The sequence below is a fragment of the Citrobacter sp. Cb023 genome (assembly GCF_030336805.1).
In the GTDB taxonomy this organism is placed as follows: Bacteria; Pseudomonadota; Gammaproteobacteria; order Enterobacterales; family Enterobacteriaceae; genus Citrobacter; species Citrobacter braakii.
Window position 1 is genome coordinate 24835 of the sequence record NZ_JAOWCV010000033.1, and the last position, 22638, is coordinate 47472.

19 protein-coding genes are annotated in these 22638 nt (G+C 52.1%); 7 read left to right on the forward strand and 12 right to left on the reverse strand.

Features of this window, described 5'->3' with window-relative positions:
• Positions 1 to 37: 37 nt before the first annotated feature.
• The 9 genes from bamA to rpsB form a co-directional block, all read right to left on the reverse strand.
• Entirely contained in the window at positions 38 to 2452 is a 2415-nt protein-coding gene (gene bamA, locus OGW44_RS08655; protein WP_016151764.1) for an outer membrane protein assembly factor BamA, read from the reverse strand.
• A gap of 29 nt (positions 2453 to 2481) precedes the next feature.
• Positions 2482 to 3834 carry a sigma E protease regulator RseP gene (gene rseP, locus OGW44_RS08660; protein ID WP_016151763.1) on the reverse strand — a complete coding sequence of 451 codons (1353 nt, stop codon included), beginning with the start codon at positions 3832 to 3834 and terminating at the stop codon, positions 2482 to 2484.
• Between the two features lie 11 nt (positions 3835 to 3845).
• Complete coding sequence (gene cdsA, locus OGW44_RS08665; RefSeq protein ID WP_016151762.1) at positions 3846 to 4703, reverse strand: phosphatidate cytidylyltransferase; 858 nt, start codon at positions 4701 to 4703, stop codon at positions 3846 to 3848.
• Positions 4704 to 4715: 12 nt separating this feature from the next.
• Positions 4716 to 5474, reverse strand: coding sequence for a (2E,6E)-farnesyl-diphosphate-specific ditrans,polycis-undecaprenyl-diphosphate synthase (gene ispU / locus OGW44_RS08670; RefSeq protein ID WP_003018543.1), 759 nt, complete (start codon positions 5472 to 5474; stop codon positions 4716 to 4718).
• Positions 5475 to 5786: 312 nt separating this feature from the next.
• Positions 5787 to 6983, reverse strand: a complete 1197-nt coding sequence (ispC, locus tag OGW44_RS08675; protein WP_016155727.1) for a 1-deoxy-D-xylulose-5-phosphate reductoisomerase — start codon at positions 6981 to 6983, stop codon at positions 5787 to 5789.
• A 219-nt stretch (positions 6984 to 7202) separates the two neighbouring features.
• Positions 7203 to 7760 carry a ribosome recycling factor gene (gene frr, locus OGW44_RS08680; RefSeq protein ID WP_016151760.1) on the reverse strand — a complete coding sequence of 186 codons (558 nt, stop codon included), beginning with the start codon at positions 7758 to 7760 and terminating at the stop codon, positions 7203 to 7205.
• Positions 7761 to 7899: 139 nt separating this feature from the next.
• Positions 7900 to 8625 (reverse strand): UMP kinase, encoded by a 726-nt coding sequence (gene pyrH, locus OGW44_RS08685; protein ID WP_005132114.1) that lies wholly within the window; start codon positions 8623 to 8625, stop codon positions 7900 to 7902.
• Between the two features lie 145 nt (positions 8626 to 8770).
• Positions 8771 to 9622 carry a translation elongation factor Ts gene (gene tsf / locus OGW44_RS08690; protein ID WP_016151759.1) on the reverse strand — a complete coding sequence of 284 codons (852 nt, stop codon included), beginning with the start codon at positions 9620 to 9622 and terminating at the stop codon, positions 8771 to 8773.
• 134 nt (positions 9623 to 9756) lie between these two features.
• Positions 9757 to 10482 carry a 30S ribosomal protein S2 gene (gene rpsB, locus OGW44_RS08695; protein WP_016151758.1) on the reverse strand — a complete coding sequence of 242 codons (726 nt, stop codon included), beginning with the start codon at positions 10480 to 10482 and terminating at the stop codon, positions 9757 to 9759.
• Between the two features lie 449 nt (positions 10483 to 10931).
• Here rpsB and map point away from each other — a divergent pair, with 449 nt between their 5' ends.
• The 4 genes from map to OGW44_RS08715 all read left to right on the forward strand — a co-directional run bounded on the left by map (position 10932) and on the right by OGW44_RS08715 (position 15865).
• Positions 10932 to 11726: a type I methionyl aminopeptidase gene (map, locus tag OGW44_RS08700; RefSeq protein ID WP_016151757.1), complete on the forward strand. Its 795-nt coding sequence runs from the start codon at positions 10932 to 10934 to the stop codon at positions 11724 to 11726.
• A gap of 114 nt (positions 11727 to 11840) precedes the next feature.
• Positions 11841 to 14513, forward strand: a complete 2673-nt coding sequence (gene glnD / locus OGW44_RS08705) for a bifunctional uridylyltransferase/uridylyl-removing protein GlnD (RefSeq protein WP_016151756.1) — start codon at positions 11841 to 11843, stop codon at positions 14511 to 14513.
• Positions 14514 to 14544: 31 nt separating this feature from the next.
• Entirely contained in the window at positions 14545 to 15369 is an 825-nt protein-coding gene (gene dapD, locus OGW44_RS08710; protein WP_003829186.1) for a 2,3,4,5-tetrahydropyridine-2,6-dicarboxylate N-succinyltransferase, read from the forward strand.
• Between the two features lie 109 nt (positions 15370 to 15478).
• Positions 15479 to 15865, forward strand: coding sequence for a DUF3461 family protein (locus OGW44_RS08715; RefSeq protein ID WP_003018562.1), 387 nt, complete (start codon positions 15479 to 15481; stop codon positions 15863 to 15865).
• A 42-nt stretch (positions 15866 to 15907) separates the two neighbouring features.
• On the opposite strand, the gene cdaR is transcribed toward OGW44_RS08715, so the two are convergent.
• The 3 genes from cdaR to dgt all read right to left on the reverse strand — a co-directional run bounded on the left by cdaR (position 15908) and on the right by dgt (position 20294).
• Positions 15908 to 17065 (reverse strand): DNA-binding transcriptional regulator CdaR, encoded by a 1158-nt coding sequence (gene cdaR / locus OGW44_RS08720; RefSeq protein ID WP_016151755.1) that lies wholly within the window; start codon positions 17063 to 17065, stop codon positions 15908 to 15910.
• A 148-nt stretch (positions 17066 to 17213) separates the two neighbouring features.
• On the reverse strand, positions 17214 to 18647 hold the full coding sequence (degP, locus tag OGW44_RS08725; protein ID WP_016151754.1) for a serine endoprotease DegP: 1434 nt from the start codon (positions 18645 to 18647) through the stop codon (positions 17214 to 17216).
• Between the two features lie 129 nt (positions 18648 to 18776).
• Positions 18777 to 20294, reverse strand: a complete 1518-nt coding sequence (dgt, locus tag OGW44_RS08730; protein ID WP_075847986.1) for a dGTPase — start codon at positions 20292 to 20294, stop codon at positions 18777 to 18779.
• An 83-nt stretch (positions 20295 to 20377) separates the two neighbouring features.
• Between dgt and mtnN the strand changes: the two genes are divergently transcribed.
• The 3 genes from mtnN to OGW44_RS08745 are packed head-to-tail and all read left to right on the forward strand — an operon-like array spanning position 20378 to position 22530.
• A complete protein-coding gene (mtnN, locus tag OGW44_RS08735; protein ID WP_016151752.1) occupies positions 20378 to 21076 on the forward strand; it encodes a 5'-methylthioadenosine/S-adenosylhomocysteine nucleosidase in 699 nt (232 codons plus the stop codon).
• Complete coding sequence (gene btuF, locus OGW44_RS08740; protein WP_016155723.1) at positions 21069 to 21869, forward strand: vitamin B12 ABC transporter substrate-binding protein BtuF; 801 nt, start codon at positions 21069 to 21071, stop codon at positions 21867 to 21869. The genes mtnN and btuF overlap by 8 nt, the downstream gene beginning before the upstream one ends.
• A gap of 37 nt (positions 21870 to 21906) precedes the next feature.
• Complete coding sequence (locus OGW44_RS08745; protein WP_006686772.1) at positions 21907 to 22530, forward strand: TRIC cation channel family protein; 624 nt, start codon at positions 21907 to 21909, stop codon at positions 22528 to 22530.
• Positions 22531 to 22638: the final 108 nt, after the last annotated feature.

Here is a 22638-nt window from a genome sequence, read left to right on the forward strand (position 1 = left end):
TCGCTACACTACCACTACATTCCTTTGCGAAGAACAATTACCAGGTTTTACCAATGTTAAACTGGAACTGTTCCGCTTTGTCTCCATCGTACTTCTTGAACGGCTGGGCGTAGGAGAAAACCAACGGCCCCAATGGGGACATCCATTGTAAAGCGATACCCGCTGACATACGGATATTGTTCGGATCGCTGTAGTCCGGATAACCAGAGTACTTAGCTGAATCCCAGTTCGTATCCCAAACGGTACCCATATCCCAGAAGAACGAGGTACGGACCGAGTTGGCATACTTGTCGCTGATAAACGGCGTCGGGGTAATGAATTCCAGGCTGGCGACAGCCATGGCGTTACCGCCCACCGCATCATCCGATTTACACGGTGAAGTATTGGTGGCGTCACATTCGTTATCGTAATCGCTATCGTTGTTATAACGATTAGCCGGTAAATAGACAGCCTTTGGACCGATGGTGTTGGACTGGAAACCACGCACGGTGCTGGAACCACCCGCATAGAAGTTCTCGTAGAACGGCATCTCTTTGCTGCCGATGCCGTCACCATAGCCCCACTTCGTGCGACCCAGAACAACCCATTTGTGATCGTCATCGATCGGCACATAGGTCGCGGTATCCAACGTCGCTTTGTAGTATTCGTTGTCAGAACCCGGAATGGTTACTTTACCGTTCAGGTTGACACGCGTACCTTCCGTTGGGAAGTACCCACGGTCCAGCTTGTTATATGTCCACCCATAGTTGAAGGTGAAATCGTCTGATTTAAAGCTATCAGCGTCAGGATCCTTACCCATTGAAACCAGATAACGTTGCATTGCAACCTGTGGATCCATGTTAGACAAGGAGTTATGCACATAACCCACACCCGCACGCAAGGTGTTGTATTCGTTGATCGGGAAGCCGAGCGTTGCGTCAGTACCATAACTTTTGTTGGTATAGTCGGACAGGTCTGCATCATCCGCTTTAAAGTCATTGTAGAAAACGCGACCACCAAGGCTCACCCCATCAACGGTGAAATATGGGTTGGTGACAGACAACTCAGTATAGGTCTGATAGTCGTTTTTGGTGCCGTTGATCCCGACTGAATAACCGGTACCTAACCAGTTATCTTGCTGAACGCCAGCCTGGAAGCTCACGCCGCTTTCAGTACCGTAACCAACGCCGAAGTTAAAGCTACCGGTGTTACGCTCTTTAACCTTATAGACCACATCAACCTGATCCGGGCTGCCCGGTACACGCTGAGTATCGGTATCGACAGTTTCAAAGTAACCCAGACGGTTCAGACGCTCTTTACCCTGATCAACCAGATCGCTACCCAACCAGGCACCTTCCATCTGGCGCATTTCGCGACGCAGAACGGAATCTTTAGAAGTGTCGTTACCTTCAAAACGAATCTTACGCACGTAGAAACGGTTACCTGCATCCACGTTTACGCGTAATTTAACGGTTTTGTCGGCGTCGTTGATTTCAGGTTGCGACTGTACGCGCGGATAGGCATAGCCATAGCGACCCAGAAGCTTCTTGATATCATCTTCCATTTTGGTCACTTTGGTGCCGTTATAGAGTTCGCCTGGCTCGATTTTGGTCAGGGTCTCAATTTCGGCGGAGTGCCCAGCCAGGTTACCGCTCACCTGAACCCCTGAAAGCTTGTATTGATCGCCTTCAGTGATGTTAACGGTAATGTAGATACCTTTTTTATCCGGCGTCAGGCTAACCTGGGTGGAATCGATATTGAAGCGAGCATAACCGCGATCCAGATAGTAGCTGCGCAAGGTTTCAAGATCGCCCGCCAGTTTCTGTTTCTGGTATTTACGATCGCCCACCACGTTCCACCACGGCACTTCATCACGCAGTTGGAAGTGAGAGATCAGTTCGTCGGTCGAGAAAGCATGGTTGCCGACGATATTGATCTGTTGGATCTTCGCCGAAACGCCTTCCTGGAAGACCAGCTTGAGGTCAACGCGGTTACGCGGCAACGGCGTTACCACCGCTTTCACACTGGCGCTGTACTTACCGACGCTATAGTAGAAATCTTCCAGCCCTTTTTCGATATCGGCTAGCGTAGTGCGATCCAGAGACTCGCCAACACGCACACCAGAAGCCTCGAGGTTTTGCTTGAGCATGTCATCTTTCACCGATTTGTTACCGGAGAAAGTGATGCTGGCAATCGTCGGACGTTCTTTTACCTGAACCAGAAGGGTATCACCATCGCGCAGGACGCGGACATCCTCAAAGTTACCGGTGGCGAACAGAGCACGAATGGTATTACTGATGTCTTCATCATTAACCGTGTCGCCTGTGCGCACCGGCATACTGAGGAGAGCCGCACCAACGGCGACTCGCTGTAGGCCTTCGAAATGAATGTCCTTCACTACGAACCCTTCAGCACCGTATACGGTGGCGCTGCTAAACAGCAGCGACGCTATGAGCAACTTTTTCATCGCCATCGTTATTATGCGTTCTTCCTAACACTCTCTTACAACCGAGAGAAATCATTGAAAAGTGCAAGCCCCATTAACAACACCAGCAAGATAGAGCCAATGCGATAACTAAAGTCTTGAACCCGCTCGGATACCGGACCGCCCTTCAGCTTTTCAATCGCCAGGAACAGCAGATGCCCCCCGTCAAGAACGGGCAACGGAAACAGGTTGATTATCCCTAAGTTCACGCTGATAAGCGCAAGGAACATCAGGTAATAAATAACCCCGAACTCCGCTGACATCCCAGCCCCCTGGGCGATAGAAATCGGCCCACTGAGGTTGTTCAGTTTTACATCACCGGTAATCAATTTTCCCAGCATACTGACCGTCAGCTTCATCAACTGCCACGTTTTATCCGAGGCTTCGAGGATGGCGCTGAATGGCCCATACTGGCGTACAGTCTTATACTCATCAGGCAGAGGAATAACTTTAGGCACCACGCCCGCAAAACCCTCTGCCTTCCCGTTAACCTGTTTTGAATCTGGGGTTAACGTTAAAGACAAGGAACTTCCTTGTCTTTCAATATCTAGCGCTAACGGCTTATCCGGATTATCGCGCACCAGCGTCACGAACGTCATCCATTGCGTCAGCGGCTGACCATTGACTTTAACGATCCTGTCGCCAGCTTGCAAACCCGCCTTACTTGCAGCGGAGTTTACCTGCACTTCTGACAGCACCGATTCAATCTGCGGACCGCGTGGGCGAATCCCTAAACTGGAAACAGGATCCTCTTTGTCTGGCTCAAATGCCCAATGGCGTAAATCCAGCGTTTTGTCCTGCCGCTGGTTGCTGCCAAACTGCGCCACGCTGAGAGTCGTATGTTCATCGCCAATTTTGGATACCAGTTGTAATCGCACGGCATCCCAATCAGGGGTTTCGATACCATCAACCGCTTTTAGTTCCGTACCCGGCTGAATTTGCGCCTGTGCGGCAATCGAGTTGGGTGTTATTTCACCAACAACCGGACGAACGCCAGGGACACCGATGATAAACACCAGCCAATACGCGAAAATAGCAAAAAGGAAGTTGGCAATCGGACCTGCGGCGATGATGGCTGCGCGTTGTCCAACCGTTTTATTGTTGAAAGCGTAATGGCGCAGCTCCGGTGCGACCGGTTCAGCGCGCTCATCCAGCATTTTGACGTAACCGCCGAGGGGAATCAGGGCGATGACGTATTCCGTACCTGATTTATCGGTACGCCGCCAAAGCGCTTTTCCAAAGCCAATGGAAAAGCGTTCGACGCGGACTCCGCAGCGCCGTGCAACCCAGAAATGACCAAATTCATGCACGGTGATAAGCACACCAAGTGCAACGATGAATGCAGCCAGATTCCAGAGAATACTCAGCATAAGACCATCCGTTAGAGCGTCCTGAATACCAGTAACAACAGGCAGGCAAAGACCGGTACCGCAGCCGTCAGGCTATCAATACGATCCAAAATACCGCCGTGTCCTGGTATTAAGTGACCACTGTCCTTAATACCTGCTTCACGCTTAAACATACTCTCGGTCAGATCACCCAGCACGGAGGCCAGGGCTGCAACGATGGAGCAAATAAGCAAGGTGACAGGCGCAACCTCAAGATTCGCCCACATGCCATAACCCCATGAGATCACGGCAGCAGTGGCGAGTCCGCCAATAAAACCCTGCCAGGTTTTACCAGGAGAAACCTTCGGCGCCAGCTTATGTTTGCCAAACAGCTTACCAAACATATAGGCACCCGAGTCCGCTCCCCAGACGAGAATCATGACATACAGCAGCCATAGCGCGCCACTATAATGATTCTCATCATAGTGCCATGCACGTAGCGCCAGCATTCCCCAAAAGAAAGGGACTATGGTTAACACGCCGAAAATTATGCGTAATGTTTTGGAATTACGCCAGACCGACGCAGAGCCGGGATAAAACAGCACCAGTAACAGCGCCACGACCCACCAGCCCAGCGACGCCCACAGCGATACTTCAACCAGCGGCTGATGAATATTGCGATGGTATTCCGGCAACAAAAATAGCATCAGTGCCAGCAATAGCCCGCACAAAACAGCCAGCCAGACTCGCTGCGTACGCGTGGTAAAACCGCTTAACTGTCCCCATTCCCAGGCGGCCAGCATACAGACGGCCAGCGTAACAATGGCGAACCCCACCGGCGGCAGCAAAAACAGCGCCGCGATGACAACGGGTATTAAAACAAAAGCAGAAATCAGGCGATACTTCAGCAAAAGCGACCCCCATCAGGCTTTTTCATCACCGGGCTCGGTGCCGCCGAAACGACGCTCACGATTAGCAAAGGCATGCAGCGCACCTTCAAAGTCTTGTTCATCGAAATCGGGCCAGAGAACATCCGTAAAGTAAAGTTCGGCATAGGCAATTTGCCACAACAGAAAATTACTAATTCGATGCTCTCCCCCAGTCCTTATCACTAAATCCACAGGAGCCAGTTCATGCATACAAATTTGCTGCCCCAGCATCTCTTCATCGATTTGCTCTGGACGCAGCAGACCATCCTGCACCTGTTGTGCCAGTTGTCTGACTCCCTGGACTATATCCCACCGTCCACCGTAATTCGCTGCAATATTTAGCGTCAACCCGGTATTCTGGGCAGTAATCGCTTCTGATTTGCGAATCCGTTCTTGCAAACGTGAGTTAAATCGACTGATATCCCCGATAATACGCAGACGTACGTTATGGCGGTGCAGGTTTTTCACTTCGCTATCAAGCGCCCACACAAACAGCTCCATTAACGCGCTCACTTCCTGCGCAGGTCGGTTCCAGTTCTCACTGCTAAAGGCATACAGCGTTAACGCATCAATACCGTTATTGGCAGCAAAAGAGACAGCCCGGCGGACGGACTTTGCTCCGGCCTTATGTCCAAAGGCGCGAATCTTCCCTTGCTTTTTCGCCCAGCGGCCATTGCCATCCATGATAATTGCTACATGGCGACAACCATGTGCTGGCAAATTTTCGCTTAATGGTTTAGTTGCAGACAACATAACGCGTTTTTAGTCCCTGAAAGGATTATACGGTACTCAGGAATACTGAAGCCTTTTGCGCTTCATCCTTCAGGCTGCTCCTTCGTCGGCTGTGATCTTCGCCCAAGTCACATACTCTTTGTATGCTCCAGGGGACTCATCCACTTGCCACCTTGATGCAACCTGAATGATTTTGTGCATCCACAAAAAAGCCGTGTCAAACCACGGCTTACCCGACCGAAAAAAAACAAATACCCGCGATCGAGTGGCGCAGACTATATCACTGAAGCCCAACGCTAACAAATAGCGCGATTCTCCGAGGAGGGATTATCATCAGCTTGAGCGTCGCATCACTTCTTTTCTGGCGACTTCCCGCGCGATAGCATCAACCTTCAGCACGTCATCAACGCTCTGTGGCTCCTGCAAATCCATCTTATCCAGCACGGATAAATTCAGGTCAGCAATATCGGTAAATCGGATCTGCTGCGCCAGAAATGCGGCAACGGTAATTTCATTCGCTGCGTTCAAAGCGGTCGTCGCCGCCTGCCCTTGCTCAAACGCGTCCATCGCCAGTTTCAGGCATGGATAACGCTGGTAATCAGGTGCGGAAAACGTCAACGCGCTGAGCTTGCAAAAGTCGACAGGCTTGACGCCGGACGTCACTCGTTCTGGCCATGCCATCGTATGAGCAATAGGTGTACGCATATCAGGTTCCCCCAACTGCGCCAGAACGCTACCATCCTGATAACGCACCATCGAATGAATAACCGACTGCGGGTGAATCAGCACTTCCATCTGGCTTGCATTGGCATTAAATAACCAACGCGCTTCAATGTATTCCAGACCTTTATTCATCATGGTGGCTGAATCGACAGAGATTTTTCGTCCCATCGACCAATTCGGATGACGACATGCTTGATCGGGGGTCATAGAAACCAGATCGCGCAATGCCGTTTCACGGAAAGGGCCACCAGACCCGGTAAGCAAAACTGATATGACGCCATTTTGCTCAAGGTCAGCGTATCCCAGATTGTGTTGGATAGGTTGCGGTAAACTCTGAAAAATCGCGTTATGTTCGCTATCTACCGGCAAAAGCTGTGCTTTGTGGCGTTGCACGTCGTCCATAAACAGACGCCCGCAGGTCACCAGTGACTCTTTATTCGCCAGCAAAATGCTTTTGCCCGCGCGGATTGCCGCCAGCGTCGGTAGCAAGCCCGCCGCGCCGACAATCGCCGCCATAACCTGATCAACATCATCCAGCGCAGCCATATCACAGGCAGCCTGCTGCCCGCTCATAACCTCAGTACGACTGCCCTGCTCCAGCAGAGCTGCTTTTACCAACGCAGCGCTTTTTTCATCGTCCATTACCGCATAGCGAGGAGAAAATTCCAGACATTGCTCAACCATACGGACGACATTTTTACCCGCCACCAACGCAGCAACGCGGAATTTTTCCGGGTTATGGCGTACTACATCCAGCGTACTGCAACCAATGGAACCGGTTGATCCCAGGATGGTTAATTGCTTCATCAGACATCCAGAAGAATTTTACTCGTCATACTTCAAGTTGCATGTACGTTGGCTCTCCTCGTTCACCCCTGTCACGCACGGGTGTACGCTCCCGGGGATGCCCTGCGTCGCCGCCTTCCTGCAACTCGAATTATTTAGAGTATATAGACAGAAAAAAGCAAAACGCCGCCATCCAGCCTTCTCAGGCCTTCTAAGCGGCGTTTTTAGCGTACAGGAGAATCAGAACTGCATCAGTTCCGTTTCTTTCTCTGCCAGCGCCGCATCAACTTTCTTGATAGCTGCGTCAGTCAGTTTCTGTACGTCGTCCTGAGAACGGCGATCGTCATCTTCGCTGATCTCTTTTTCTTTCAACAACGCTTTCACTTTGTCGTTGGCATCGCGGCGTACGTTACGTACGGCAACGCGCGCGCCTTCAGCTTCGCCACGCACGATCTTGGTCAGATCTTTACGACGTTCTTCAGTCAGCGGCGGCAGCGGAACGCGGATGTCGGAACCCGCAGAGCTTGGATTCAGACCGAGGTCGGAAGCCATAATTGCTTTTTCAACGGCTGGCCCCATAGAACGGTCGAACACGTTGATTTTCAGGGTACGGGAATCTTCAACCGTTACGCTTGCCAACTGGCGCAGCGGGGTCGGTGTGCCGTAATATTCCACGACAATACCATCCAGCAGGCTAGGAGAAGCACGGCCCGTGCGAATTTTGCTGATTTGGTTTTTGAACGCTTCGACGCATTTGTCCATGCGTACTTCAGCATCTTTTCTGATATCGTTGATCACGTTACGAATCCTTGAAAGCTTGTTTCAGTCAGACCATACCCACCACGCAAGATGTGACAAGTATAGTCTTGATTAATTTTGAGGGACGTATCCCGCGACATTAAAGCGGAATATTACCTGCATTTAGCCGCAACGGGAATTATTCCGTGATTAACGTGCCTTCTTTTTCACCCATAACAACACGGCGCAGCGCACCCGGTTTGTTCATGTTAAAGACACGAATCGGTAATTTGTGGTCACGAGCCAGCGTAAACGCCGCAAGATCCATCACTTTCAGCTCTTTATCCAGTACTTCAGCATAGGTCAACTGTTCGTACATAGTCGCCGTTGGATCTTTAGCCGGGTCAGCCGTAAATACGCCATCGACTTTGGTGGCTTTCAGTACCACATCCGCTTCAATTTCAATACCACGCAGGCAAGCAGCAGAGTCGGTAGTGAAGAACGGATTGCCAGTACCCGCAGACAAAATAACAACGCGGTTGTTACGCAGCAGGCTGATTGCTTCCGCCCAACTGTAGTTATCACATACGCCATTCAGAGGAATTGCGGACATCAAGCGAGCGTTCACATAGGCGCGGTGAAGCGCATCGCGCATCGCCAGACCGTTCATGACGGTGGCTAACATGCCCATGTGGTCGCCCACAACGCGGTTCATCCCTGCTTTCGCCAGACCAGCGCCACGGAACAGGTTACCACCACCAATCACTACGCCAACCTGGATACCCAGCTCAACCAGCTCTTTGATTTCCTGAGCCATACGGTCAAGGATGCTTGCATCAATACCGAAGCCTTCTGAACCTTGCAGAGCTTCGCCACTTAACTTAAGCAGAATACGTTTGTAGACGGGTTTTGCATTGGTAGCCATGTTTCTTTCCTGAGACTGTCAACGAATGAGATGAATTAATTCCGGCGACATTGTATGTCGCTTTTCAGCATGACCACTATAGCGGTTCGCTGAATTTACAAGCCAGACACAAAAAGAAGCCGCCCTCAGGCGGCTCCTTTAAAAATTAAGACTGCTTGGACATCGCAGCAACTTCTGCTGCAAAGTCAGTCTCAACTTTCTCGATACCTTCACCCACTTCAAAGCGGATGAAGCCTGTTACATCAGCGTTGTGCTCTTTCAGCAGCTGACCAACAGATTTGCTCGGATCCATAACGAAAGGCTGACCAGTCAGAGAAACTTCGCCGGTGAATTTCTTCATGCGGCCTTCAACCATTTTCTCTGCGATTTCTTTCGGCTTGCCAGACTGCATCGCGATGTCCAGCTGAACCTGGTATTCTTTCTCTACCACTTCAGCAGAAACGTCTTCCGGCTTAACGAATTCTGGTTTGCTTGCAGCAACGTGCATTGCCAGCTGTTTAACCAGCTCTTCGTCAGCGCCAGTTGCAGCAACCAGAACACCGATACGAGCACCGTGCTGGTAGTTACCCAGAACTTCGCCTTCCAGGGAAGCAACGCGACGGATGTTGATGTTCTCACCGATTTTAGCAACCAGAGCAACACGCTCTTCTTCGAACTGCGCTTTCAGAACTTCAACGTCAGTGATTTTGCCAGCAACGGCAGCGTCCAGTACTTTGTCAGCAAATGCCTGGAAACCAGCATCTTTAGCAACGAAGTCAGTCTGGCAGTTAACTTCCAGAATGAAAGCGATGTTGCCGTCGATTTTGGTTTTGATTACGCCGTCAGCAGCAACGTTGCCTGCTTTTTTCGCCGCTTTGATTGCGCCGGACTTACGCATGTTTTCGATTGCCAGCTCGATGTCGCCATTAGCTTCAGTCAGTGCTTTTTTGCAATCCATCATGCCTGCGCCAGTACGCTCACGCAGCTCTTTTACCAGGGATGCGGTAATTTCAGCCATTCTAAAATCCTCGGAAGATTTGATCTGCCCGGCATGAAACCGCACAGATTTAAAAGTGAAAAAGGGGCCTAAAGGGCCCCTAACCAAACGTGATACTACCTGGTTTATAAGGGGGCTCGAACGAGCGTGCCTTATTATTCAGCTTCTACGAAGCTTTCTTCCGCCTGGGAAGCCAGATCCTGAGAACGGCCTTCACGAACGGTAGTAGCTACAGCGCCCAGGTACAGGGTCACAGCACGGATTGCGTCGTCGTTACCCGGGATAACGAAGTCAACACCGTCCGGATCAGAGTTGGTATCAACGATAGCAAATACTGGGATACCCAGGTTGTTTGCTTCTTTGATAGCAATGTGCTCGTGGTCAGCATCGATTACGAACAGAGCGTCCGGCAGACCGCCCATGTCTTTGATACCGCCCAGGCTGTTTTCCAGTTTCTCAAGCTCACGAGTACGCATCAGCGCTTCTTTCTTGGTCAGCTTTTCGAAAGTACCGTCCTGAGACTGAGTTTCCAGATCTTTCAGACGTTTGATGGACTGACGAACGGTTTTCCAGTTAGTCAGCATGCCGCCCAACCAGCGATGGTTCACGAAGAACTGGTCGCAGTTGTTAGCAGCTTCTTTCACCGCTTCGCTTGCAGCGCGTTTAGTACCAACGAAAAGGATTTTACCTTTACGAGCAGAGATCTTGTTCAGTTCAGCCAGAGCTTCGTTGAACATCGGTACAGTTTTCTCAAGGTTGATGATGTGAACTTTGTTACGCGCACCGAAGATGAACGGCTTCATTTTCGGGTTCCAGTAACGGGTCTGGTGACCGAAGTGAACACCAGCCTTGAGCATGTCGCGCATGGAAACAGTTGCCATGATTAAAACCTCTATATATAAAAGTTGGGGTTAAGCCTCCACGCATCCCATATTACCGACCCCAAAGGGCACCCCGGAATATGTGCCGATACGTGTGTGTTGTTACACAAAGTGAGATTTGTCGCTCCCGTCCATCGTGTGTAGTCTTCAAATGGATCGGAAGTCCGGCGCGCTTTATACCACAAATACGCTACCGACACCAATAATTGTTGGCGGTGCGTGCTGAATGAACGATGAATTTCGTGTTACGGGGAGGCAGCCAATTTTTGCATCTCCGGGAGCCTACATGCAGTAAGCGGCTGGAGTGAAAAATTACGGCCAACGCACCTGTGGCACGAAAGGCGAAGTTCAGAATGATTCTCAATTTGGCAGCATGTATGCCGGACTGATACCATTGGCACCACTTAAACAATTATTGCCGATATCATCGGCACTGATGGACAGAATTCATGGCTATCTCAATCAAGACCCCTGAAGAAATCGAAAAAATGCGCGTCGCTGGCCGTCTGGCCGCCGATGTACTGGAAATGATCGAACCGTTTGTTAAGCCAGGCGTCAGCACCGGCGAACTGGATCGTATCTGTAATGACTACATCGTGAATGAGCAGCAGGCCATTTCCGCCTGCCTGGGCTATCACGGTTATCCAAAGTCCGTGTGCATCTCTATTAATGAAGTGGTGTGCCATGGGATCCCGGACGACGCCAAGCTCCTGAAAGACGGCGATATCGTCAACATCGACGTAACCGTGATTAAAGACGAGTTCCACGGTGATACCTCGAAAATGTTCATCGTCGGCAAACCAACCATTCTGGGCGAGCGTTTGTGCCGCGTCACGCAGGAAAGCCTGTATCTGGCGCTGCGGATGGTAAAACCGGGTATTCGCCTGCGCACGCTGGGCGCTGCGATTCAGAAATACGCGGAAGGCGAAGGCTTCTCTGTGGTTCGTGAATATTGCGGTCACGGCATCGGTCGCGGCTTCCATGAAGAGCCGCAGGTTCTGCACTACGATGCAGACGACGGCGGTGTGGTACTGCAGCCGGGCATGACCTTCACCGTAGAACCCATGCTGAATGCCGGTGATTACCGCATCCGCACCATGAAAGACGGGTGGACGGTGAAAACCAAAGATCGGAGCTTGTCTGCTCAGTACGAGCATACTATTGTGGTGACGGAAAAAGGCTGTGAAATTCTGACATTACGCAAGGATGACACCATCCCGGCGATTATCACACACGACGAATAATGTTTTGCCTGATGGCGATGCACCCGCATCTTATCAGGCCTACAAATTGTACTACTTCGTAGGCCGGGTAAGGCGTTCACGCCGTCATCCGGCTTTTTTAATGGGTGGCGCATAATGAATACTCTTCCTGAACAACACGCAAATACTGCCCTCCCCACCCTGCCAGGCCAACCGCAGAACCCCGGAACCTGGCCGCAGCACGATCTCAACTGCCCCGGCATTAAAGCGCATATCGACACTTTCCAGCACTGGTTAGGTGACGCGTTTGACAGCGGGATTTCCGCAGAGCAGCTGATTGAGGCCCGCACCGAGTTTATTGACCAGTTACTGCAACGTCTGTGGATTGAAGCCGGTTTCGGTCAAATTGCCGACCTGGCGCTGGTTGCCGTTGGCGGTTACGGGCGCGGCGAACTGCATCCGCTTTCCGATATTGACCTGCTGATCCTGAGTCGTAAAAAGCTACCAGACGCGCAGGCCGAAAAAGTTGGCGAACTGTTAACGCTGCTATGGGACGTGAGGCTCGAGGTTGGGCACAGCGTGCGCACGCTGGAAGAGTGTCTGCTGGAAGGATTGTCAGATTTAACCGTCGCCACCAACCTGATTGAAACACGCCTGCTGATTGGTGATGTGGCGCTGTTTCTTGAGCTACAAAAGCATATTTTTAGCGAAGGTTTCTGGCCGTCCGATAAGTTTTACGCAGCCAAAGTTGAAGAGCAGAATCAGCGCCACCAGCGCTATCACGGCACCAGCTACAACCTGGAGCCGGATATCAAAAGTAGCCCCGGCGGCCTGCGCGATATTCATACCCTGCAATGGGTGGCCCGCCGCCATTTTGGCGCCACCTCACTGGATGAAATGGTCGGTTTCGGCTTTTTGACGCAGGCAGAACGTGCCGAGCTGAATGAATGTTTGCATATCCTGTGGCGCATTCGCTTTGCCCTGCATCTGGTCGTTAGTCGTTACGACAACCGTCTGCTGTTTGATCGTCAGCTCAGCGTGGCGCAACGCCTGAACTACGGCGGTGAAGGCAACGAGCCTATCGAGCGGATGATGAAAGACTATTTCCGCGTCACACGACGGGTCAGCGAACTGAACCACATGCTGTTGCAACTGTTCGACGAGGCGATCCTCGCCCTGCCCGCCGATGAAAAACCACGTCCGATTGATGACGACTTTCAACTGCGCGGCACGTTGATTGATCTGCGCGACGACGACCTGTTTATTCGCAAACCCGAAGCGATATTGCGGATGTTTTACATCATGGTGCGTAATAGCGCGATCAGCGGAATTTACTCCACTACGCTGCGCCATTTACGTCATGCCCGCCGTCATTTAACGCAGCCGCTGTGCTACATCCCGGAAGCGCGTTCGCTGTTTCTCAGTATGTTGCGCCATCCGGGCGCGGTGAGTCGCGGCCTGCTGCCTATGCATCGCCACAGCGTGTTGTGGGCCTATATGCCGCAATGGTCGCATATTGTCGGCCAAATGCAGTTTGACCTGTTTCATGCATATACGGTGGATGAACACACTATTCGCGTAATGCTTAAGCTGGAAAGTTTTGCTAACGAAGAGACCCGTCAGCGCCATCCGCTGTGCGTGGATCTGTGGCCGCGTCTGCGACAGCCGGAGCTGATTCTGATTGCCGCGCTGTTCCACGATATCGCCAAAGGTCGCGGCGGCGATCACTCGGTTCTCGGCGCCCAGGATGTGCTCAAATTCGCCGAACTGCACGGTCTGAACTCCCGCGAAACGCAACTGATCGTGTGGCTGGTGCGCCAGCATTTGCTGATGTCGGTTACCGCTCAGCGCCGCGATATTCAGGATCCCGAAGTCATTAAGCAATTCGCCGAAGAGGTGCAAACGGAACATCGTCTGCGCTTTTTGGTGTGCCTGACCGTCGCAGATATTTGCGCCACCAACGAAACGCTGTGGAATAGCTGGAAGCAAAGCTTGCTGCGCGAGCTGTACTTCGCGACGGAAAAACAGTTACGGCGCGGGATGCAAAACACGCCGGATATGCGTGAGCGCGTACGCCATCATCAGCTTCAGGCGCTGGCGCTACTGCGCATGGACAACATTGATGAAGAAGCGCTACACCATATCTGGTCGCGCTGTCGCGCCAACTATTTTGTACGTCACAGCCCAAATCAGTTGGCCTGGCATGCACGTCATCTGCTGCAACACGATCTCAGCAAGCCGCTGATCCTGCTCAGCCCGCAGGCCACGCGAGGCGGGACGGAAATTTTCATCTGGAGCCCTGACCGCCCTTACCTGTTTGCTGCCGTCTGCGCCGAACTGGACAGGCGCAATCTTAGCGTCCACGATGCGCAAATCTTCACCACCCGCGATGGGATGGCGATGGATACGTTCATTGTGCTGGAACCAGACGGTAGCCCGCTGTCGTCAGACCGACACGAAGCGATCCGTTTTGGGCTTGAACAGGCGATCACCCAGCGTAGCTGGCAGCCGCCGCAACCGCGTCGCCAGCCGGCAAAATTACGTCACTTTACCGTCGATACCGAGGTCACTTTTCTGCCGACCCATACCGACCGAAAATCATTTCTTGAGCTTATCGCTCTCGACCAGCCAGGACTGCTGGCGCGGGTCGGGCAGATTTTTGCCGATCTGGGAATTTCGCTGCATGGCGCCCGAATTACAACTATTGGCGAGCGAGTAGAAGATTTATTCATAATCGCCACCGCCGACCGGCGCGCCCTTAATAATGAGCTGCAGCAGGAAGTGCATCAACGGTTGACAGAGGCCCTCAATCCAAACGATAAAGGGTAATGTTTTTATTTATTATGGAAAGAGTTTAACAATGCAGCAGTTACAGAACGTTATTGAGTCCGCTTTCGAGCGCCGTGCCGACATTACTCCGGCAAATGTAGATACCGTAACCCGCGAAGCGGTGAATCAGGTTATTTCTTTACTGGATTCCGGTGCACTGCGCGTCGCAGAAAAGATTGAGGGTCAGTGGGTCACGCATCAGTGGCTGAAAAAGGCGGTCCTGCTCTCTTTCCGTATTAACGATAATCAGGTTATCGAGGGTGCGGAAAGCCGTTACTTCGATAAAGTGCCGATGAAATTCGCCAACTACGACGAAGCGCGCTTCCAGAAAGAAGGTTTCCGCGTGGTTCCGCCTGCGGCAGTGCGTCAGGGCGCGTTTATCGCCCGTAACACCGTGCTGATGCCGTCTTACGTGAACATCGGCGCTTATGTTGATGAAGGTACGATGGTTGATACCTGGGCGACCGTGGGTTCCTGTGCGCAAATCGGTAAGAACGTACACCTGTCCGGTGGCGTTGGTATCGGCGGCGTACTGGAACCGTTGCAGGCTAACCCGACCATCATCGAAGACAACTGCTTCATCGGCGCGCGCTCTGAAGTGGTTGAAGGCGTGATCGTCGAAGAAGGCTCCGTCATCTCTATGGGTGTGTATATCGGCCAGAGCACCCGTATTTACGATCGCGAAACCGGCGAAGTGCATTACGGCCGCGTTCCGGCGGGCTCCGTGGTCGTCTCCGGCAACCTGCCGTCGAAAGATGGCAAATACAGCCTGTACTGCGCGGTGATTGTGAAGAAAGTCGATGCCAAAACGCGTGGCAAAGTGGGAATCAACGAACTGTTACGCACCATCGACTAACAGCGATTTGAAAAAGCGGGCTTAGCCCGCTTTTTTTACATCTGCGAGTGGCATAAACAAGGCTTTTCGTTAATTATTCAATGGTTATAGTGAGCTTAAGGGTACCGCTATGTATGACAATCTGAAAAGTCTGGGCATTACTAATCCTGAAGAGATCGATCGTTACAGCCTGCGGCAAGAAGCCAACAACGATATCCTGAAAATCTATTTCCAGAAGGATAAAGGCGAGTTTTTTGCCAAGAGCGTGAAGTTCAAATATCCCCGTCAGCGTAAAACGGTTGTCGCCGATGGCGTCGGCCAGGGTTACAAAGAAGTGCAGGAGATCAGTCCCAACCTGCGCTACGTGATCGACGAACTGGATCAGATCTGCCAGCGAGATCGCAGCGAAGTCGATCTTAAACGCAAGATCCTCGATGATTTACGTCATCTGGAAAGCGTCGTGACCAACAAGATCAGCGAGATTGAAGCCGATCTGGAAAAACTGACGCGCAAATAAGTAGATTGTTGCCTGATAGCGCTACGCTTATCAGGCAATTAATCAATGCTGCTCATCCAGCTGCAACGCCACATACAGCAGCAGTCGATCGTCAAAATTCCCCAGATCCAGCCCGGTCAGCTCTGAAATACGGTTCAGGCGATACTCCAGCGTATTGCGGTGAATAAACAATGCTTTTGAGGTCGCCAGCGGCTGAACGTTATGTCGAAACCATGCCGATAATGTTCGACGCAGCAAACCGTTGTTATCCATCGCTTTCAGCCTTACCAGCGGGCGCGCCAGCTCATTGGCCTGCCAGCCGCCGCGCAGGCTGTCCAGCAGCACCGGCAACATCAAGTCCTGATAGAAATAGCTCCGGCTTTCCGGCATCCGCTGCTTGCCGACCATCATGGTGGTGCGCGCCGTACGATACGAACGGGCAATGCTGCCGGGCCCGGTAAAATAGTTGCCCAGCGACACGCGAAAACGCAGTTGTCCATTCTCTTTCATGCGGGCAATCAGTTGCTCAACGCGCTTGCGATGATCTTCAGCGTCCCAGCGGCCAAACTGATTGAGCGCTGGTTTCAGCACCACCATCTCGGTCAGAGAAACAATCGCAATCAGATTATTACGTTCGGGTGTAGTCAACGCGTTCTGCAATTGCTGTAGCTCCGCCATCGCACTATCAACGCCAAGCTGACCGCTGTCGACCTCCACTACCGCCACCACGCGCGGCTGGTTCAAATCAATGCCCAATCGCTGTGCCCATTCCATCAGCGCCGGGGTATTCTCTTCAGCCTGAATCAGGTTCATCACCAGCTCTTCACGCAGACGGCTATCCTGCGCTAACAGATGCATCAGACGCGACTGTTCCAGCATCATTTCGGCGGTCATGCACACCAGTTCGCCATACTTGCGCAGATGTTCCGGCTCGCCAGTAAGACCGATAACGCCAACGATTTCGCCTTCCAGACGCAGCGGCAGGTTTATCCCCTGACGCACGCCGTGTAAATGCCGGGCTACCGCATCGTCAATATCGACCACCCGACCTTGCGAAAGCACCAGCAGCGCGCCTTCGTGCAATTCACCAATTCGTTCGCGATCGCCGCTGCCAATGATCCGCCCGCGGGCATCCATTACGTTGATATTGGTATCAATGATGCGCATGGTTCGCGCTACGATATCCTGCGCCATTTTGGTATCAAGATGCCAGCCAGCCATAAACCCCTCCTGTGAGCAGAGCTCAAGCATAGGGAAGATAATAAGCGGCGGCATTGTGCAACTGCACAAAGCGAGAGGGAGAAGTATGGAGTTGTGGGAAGTATCACAAAAAGAAACCCCTTCCTGTGCAGGAAGGGGTTTAGTGAGATTACTGCATCAACAGATAGATGGAGCTGTCACCACGCTGAATGTTCAGCGCCAGTACAGCCGGTTTGCTGTCGAGGATTTTGCGCAGTTCGGCGATATTTTTCACCGGCTGCTGGTTCGCGCCGATAATCACATCCCCTTTCTTCAGGCCAATCCGTGCAGCCGGAGAATTCGCTTTCACCTCGCTGACCACGACCCCTTTGTCCTGGCCTTTGTTGCTCATATCAGCCCCTTCAATGCCTTTGAAGATAGAGCTGGAATCAACCTGAGTCTGGCTGCTCTGCTGCAGTTCCAGATTCACAGTGACCGGCTTACCGTCACGCAACAGGCCAAGGTTAATTTTGCTGCCTACCGGCATCGTACCCACCTGCGCACGCAGGGCGGCGAAGCTGCTGATCGGTTTACCGTTCAGGGAGGTAATCACATCCCCGGCTTTAATACCTGCTTTCGCTGCGGAAGAGTTCGGCATCACCTGGCTGACAAATGCGCCACGCTGAGCATCAACTTTCATCGCTTTCGCCAGCTCAGAGCTCAGCTCGGTACCCATAATACCCAGCTCACCGCGTTTAACCTGACCAAACTCAACCATCTGCGACGTCAGGTTTTTCACCATGTTGCTCGGGATTGCAAAGCCGATACCGATGTTACCGCCGTCCGGCGCAAGGATCGCGGTGTTAATACCGATCAGCTCACCGTTCAGGTTAACCAGTGCGCCACCGGAGTTACCCCGGTTGATCGCGGCATCCGTCTGAATAAAGTTTTCGTAGTTTTCCGCGTTCAGGCCGCTACGGCCCAGTGCAGAAACAATACCGGAGGTCACGGTCTCACCGAGGCCAAACGGGTTACCAATTGCTACGGTATAATCACCCACACGCAGCGCGTCGGAATCTGCCAGCTTAATCGCCGTCAGGTTTTTCGGATCCTGAATTTGGATCAGCGCGATATCGGAGCGCGGATCTTTACCCACGATCTTCGCATCAAATTTACGGCCATCGCTCAACTGAACCTTAATCACCGTGGCGTTATCCACCACGTGGTTGTTGGTCACGACATACCCTTTCGCGGCATCAATAATTACGCCGGAACCCAGCGCCATAAATTTCTGCTGCTGGCCGCCGCCGTTGTCAGCGCCCGGCGCGCCGCCCTGGCAGAACGGTGAACTCTGGAACGGTGAACCGTCCTGGCAGAATGGTGAATTATCACCGAAGAACTGCTGGAAATTACGCGGCATACGCGGCGTATTTACCGTCGTGCTCCCCTCGACGTTAATACTTACCACCGATGGCATCACTTTTTCGAGCATCGGGGCCAGGCTTGGCATCTGTTGGGCGGTCATTGCTGAAGACGACGTCTCAGCCGCTGTGGCAGACAGGGGGGACAACGCCAAACCTAAACTCAGAGCCAGTGCACTCATTGCTAATGTGGTTTTTTTCATGTGTTTCGTTCTCGATTAACAGGTAACGCAAAATTGCTGTATACGTCAGAGTCGTTTTATAGCGCTAAGTTCCAGAATTGAGTTTAAGGAAAAAGTAAAATTTTATTGGCCGTCTTTACAAATGAGTATTTATTGTTCTACGGCCATCAAGCGACGATATTCATCCCAGGCATACAGATCGGTCATCCCGCTGATATAATCCTGAATCAGCCGGCAGCGATAATAATATTCCATTACCGAAAACTCAGCGCAACCCGTTGATATTTTACTAACCGCCTCGACATAAGCAAGACGATGGCGAGTAGACAACTTCTGAAATAATCGTGATTCGATAGGAAAACGTTTAACTCTTTCATTGTCGACTAGCTCAGTAAAATCTGACTGGGACATTTTTAATAAAGGCTGATAGATCTCCAGCAACCCGCTGATCACCCGATACCCCTGCAATTCCAACTGCTCAACGTCCGGATGACTAAATACGTGTTTTACCGCCACATTTTTATAGACCCCCAGCAACTGACTAAAGCTACTGGCATCTTCTAATAGCGCGTGATTAAAGCTGCCGTCAAAAACCTGCGGTAAATTATCAATAAACCGCTGGGCTGCATACGGCACCAGTTTATTCAGCGTATTGACGCGTAAATACATAAAGAACTGATCTTCCGTGCTCCGGCTTAATGTATTTGAACGTGATTTCTCCCAGGCATTCTCAACTACCTGGCTAAACAGGGAACCTTTTTCGTGATGCCCCCACGCCTCATGCAGATGGTGATAAAGTTGCTCGACGCTAAAGATTCTTTTCTCAACGGCATCTTCCAGGTCAGCCACGCAATAAGAGATATCATCGGCAGCCTCCATTATCCAGGTTAATGGAAAGCGACTGTAGGGCGCTAATGATAATTCTTTACGTAACCGTTCAATATACGGTTCTTCAGAAAGGTAATAGCCCGGTTTCTTCATTAAATAGTCATGCGTCGTAGGCGTACTTCCACGCCACCACGCCGGACGGGTATATTTTAAAATACCGCCAACTTGGGCCCAGGTAAGATTCATACGCATCAAAGTATGCACCAGACGAATCCCCTGGGCATTACCTTCAAAATGGCACAGGTCCTGGCGCACCTTACGGCGAATATCATTCAGCGACTCTTCGCCTTCGCGCAAACGTAACGCCGCCACCAGGCAGCGGTCATCGCTGAGGGGCTGACTTTCCGCGTCGGCGGGATACAGCCGCTGGCGGAACCAGTCATTAATCGCCGCTTCACCAAAATGACCAAACGGCGGATTGCCGATGTCATGCATCAGGCACGACATTTCGACAATACTCTCAAACGGTCCCGTCAGTTCATCCAGACCATACTGCTCCAGCAGTTTTAGTTCTTTCAGTCGGCTGAGGATCTCTTTAGCGATATAGCGCCCAACTTGCTGAACTTCCATCGAGTGCGTCAGGCGCGTGCGCACCGCCGCGTTACGTTCCAGCGGAAAGACCTGGGTTTTTTGTTGCAGTCGGCGAATAGCCGGAGAATTGATAATACGTCCACGATCGCTTTCGAAAATACGCAGGATCTCATGCTCCGTCTTCACGCCCAGCGGCGAACGGTAACGACGATGCCAGTTTATTTTTTTTCGGAAATCGATCTGTACCATATCCTCTCCCGCCTGAGAAATGCGCTACCCCTTAAGCGCATGATAGACTATGCCCTCAAATCTGGCTTATCGCGAGTAAATCTATGAAAATCGGCATCATTGGTGCAATGGAAGAAGAAGTTACGCTGCTGCGTGACAAAATCGAAAACCGTCAGACCCTCTCTCTCGGCGGTTGTGAAATTTACACCGGCCAACTGAACGGTACAGAGGTTGCGCTACTGAAATCAGGTATCGGTAAAGTGGCGGCGGCGCTGGGCGCTACGCTGCTGCTTGAACGCTGCAAGCCGGATGCCATCATTAACACCGGTTCCGCGGGCGGCCTGGCCTCTACGCTGAAAGTCGGCGATATTGTGGTTTCTGACGAAGCGCGCTATCACGATGCCGACGTCACCGCCTTTGGCTATGAATTTGGTCAGTTACCGGGCTGCCCGGCTGGTTTTAAAGCCGATCCTGCGCTGATTGCTGCAGCAGAATCCTGCATTGCACAACTCAATCTGAACGCCGTTCGCGGACTTATCGTCAGCGGCGATGCCTTCATTAATGGCTCCGTGGGTCTGGCTAAAATTAAGCATAACTTCCCGCAGGCCATTGCCGTTGAGATGGAAGCGACCGCGATTGCGCACGTGTGCCATAACTTCAATGTGCCGTTTGTCGTGGTTCGCGCCATCTCTGACGTCGCCGATCAGCAGTCCCATCTCAGCTTTGACGAGTTCCTGGTTGTTGCCGCGAAACAGTCAAGCCTGATGGTTGAAACGCTGGTACAGAAACTGGCGCATGGCTAAATTACTCTCCAGGGCGCTGGTCGCCCTGCTATTCACTCTTCCGGCGTTCCTGTACGCCGCACCGCGTGTTGTGACGCTTTCTCCTGCCAATACCGAACTCGCCTTTGCCGCCGGCATTACACCCGTAGGCGTCAGTAGCTACTCAAACTACCCGCCAGCGGCCAAAAATATCGAGGAGGTTTCCACCTGGCAAGGTATGAACCTTGAACGCATTGTGGCGCTTAAACCGGATTTAGTCGTCGCCTGGCGCGGGGGAAATGCTGAGCGGCAGGTGAATCAGCTGACCGCCCTGGGAATTAAGGTCATCTGGGTGGACGCCGTAACCATCGAGCAGGTCGCCGATGCGCTCCGCCAGCTGGCAGCGTGGAGCCCAAAGCCTGAGCAGGCTAAACAGGCGGCGCAAACTATGCTTGATGACTATGCTTTACTAAAATCTCGGTATGCCAACAAACCGAAAAAACGCGTGTTTCTCCAGTTTGGCGCAAATCCTCTGTTTACCAGTGGAAAAGGCTCCATTCAGCACGAAGTTCTTGAGGTATGCGGTGGAGAAAACATCTTTGCCGGCAGTCGGGTCCCCTGGCCGCAGGTTAGCCGTGAGCAGGTCCTGGCACGAGCGCCCCAGGCTATTGTTGCAACCGGAGGGCCAGGCGAAACTCTGAAAATTGAACAATACTGGGGAAACCAGCTAAAAATACCCATTATTACACTTAATAGTGACTGGTTCGAACGCGCGAGCCCGCGTATTATCCTCGCCGCAAAACAACTCTGTAATGCGCTTTCACAGATAAATTAGCGCCTGCCCCCACCAGGTCTGTTGTGAGGATTTAAAAATGCTCGTCTATTGGCTGGATATTGTCGGTACCGCGGTATTTGCTATCTCTGGCGTCTTACTGGCCGGAAAATTGCGAATGGACCCGTTTGGCGTCCTGGTCCTCGGGGTGGTTACCGCCGTTGGCGGCGGAACGATCCGCGATATGGCGCTGGATCATGGGCCGGTATTTTGGGTTAAGGATCCCACCGATCTGGTGGTGGCAATGATCACCAGCATGCTGACAATCCTGCTGGTACGTCAGCCACGACGTTTACCGAAGTGGATCCTTCCAGTGCTGGATGCCGTTGGCCTGGCTGTGTTCGTGGGGATTGGCGTCAATAAAGCATTTCTCGCAGGGACGGGCCCCCTGGTGGCGATCTGTATGGGGGTGATTACCGGCGTCGGCGGCGGGATCATTCGCGACGTGTTAGCTCGTGAAGTCCCGATGATTCTGCGCACCGAAATCTACGCCACGGCATGTATTATCGGCGGGATCGTGCATGCGACAGCGTTTTATACCTTTAATGTATCGCTGGAAAACGCCAGTATGATGGGGATGATCGTCACCCTGCTGATTCGGCTTGCCGCCATTCGCTGGCATTTGAAATTGCCGACGTTTGCTCTGGATGATAACGGGCGCTGATGTGATGATGCAGAACATGTAGGCCGGATAAGGCGTTTACGCCGCCAACCGGCACATTGCCCGGTGGAGCTACGCTTACCGGGCCTACACCATCAGACCATCGGTATT

What these genes read in the sequence shown, in the direction of transcription:
- bamA (WP_016151764.1), bottom strand. Translation starts at nt 2,452, where the DNA reads ATGGCGATGAAAAAGTTGCTCATAGCGTCGCTGCTGTTTAGCAGCGCC.
- rseP (WP_016151763.1), bottom strand. Translation starts at nt 3,834, where the DNA reads ATGCTGAGTATTCTCTGGAATCTGGCTGCATTCATCGTTGCACTTGGT.
- ispU (WP_003018543.1), bottom strand. Translation starts at nt 5,474, where the DNA reads ATGTTGTCTGCAACTAAACCATTAAGCGAAAATTTGCCAGCACATGGT.
- ispC (WP_016155727.1), bottom strand. Translation starts at nt 6,983, where the DNA reads ATGAAGCAATTAACCATCCTGGGATCAACCGGTTCCATTGGTTGCAGT.
- pyrH (WP_005132114.1), bottom strand. Translation starts at nt 8,625, where the DNA reads ATGGCTACCAATGCAAAACCCGTCTACAAACGTATTCTGCTTAAGTTA.
- tsf (WP_016151759.1), bottom strand. Translation starts at nt 9,622, where the DNA reads ATGGCTGAAATTACCGCATCCCTGGTAAAAGAGCTGCGTGAGCGTACT.
- rpsB (WP_016151758.1), bottom strand. Translation starts at nt 10,482, where the DNA reads ATGGCAACTGTTTCCATGCGCGACATGCTCAAGGCTGGTGTTCACTTC.
- map (WP_016151757.1), top strand. Translation starts at nt 10,932, where the DNA reads ATGGCTATCTCAATCAAGACCCCTGAAGAAATCGAAAAAATGCGCGTC.
- glnD (WP_016151756.1), top strand. Translation starts at nt 11,841, where the DNA reads ATGAATACTCTTCCTGAACAACACGCAAATACTGCCCTCCCCACCCTG.
- dapD (WP_003829186.1), top strand. Translation starts at nt 14,545, where the DNA reads ATGCAGCAGTTACAGAACGTTATTGAGTCCGCTTTCGAGCGCCGTGCC.
- OGW44_RS08715 (WP_003018562.1), top strand. Translation starts at nt 15,479, where the DNA reads ATGTATGACAATCTGAAAAGTCTGGGCATTACTAATCCTGAAGAGATC.
- cdaR (WP_016151755.1), bottom strand. Translation starts at nt 17,065, where the DNA reads ATGGCTGGCTGGCATCTTGATACCAAAATGGCGCAGGATATCGTAGCG.
- degP (WP_016151754.1), bottom strand. Translation starts at nt 18,647, where the DNA reads ATGAAAAAAACCACATTAGCAATGAGTGCACTGGCTCTGAGTTTAGGT.
- dgt (WP_075847986.1), bottom strand. Translation starts at nt 20,294, where the DNA reads ATGGTACAGATCGATTTCCGAAAAAAAATAAACTGGCATCGTCGTTAC.
- mtnN (WP_016151752.1), top strand. Translation starts at nt 20,378, where the DNA reads ATGAAAATCGGCATCATTGGTGCAATGGAAGAAGAAGTTACGCTGCTG.
- btuF (WP_016155723.1), top strand. Translation starts at nt 21,069, where the DNA reads ATGGCTAAATTACTCTCCAGGGCGCTGGTCGCCCTGCTATTCACTCTT.
- OGW44_RS08745 (WP_006686772.1), top strand. Translation starts at nt 21,907, where the DNA reads ATGCTCGTCTATTGGCTGGATATTGTCGGTACCGCGGTATTTGCTATC.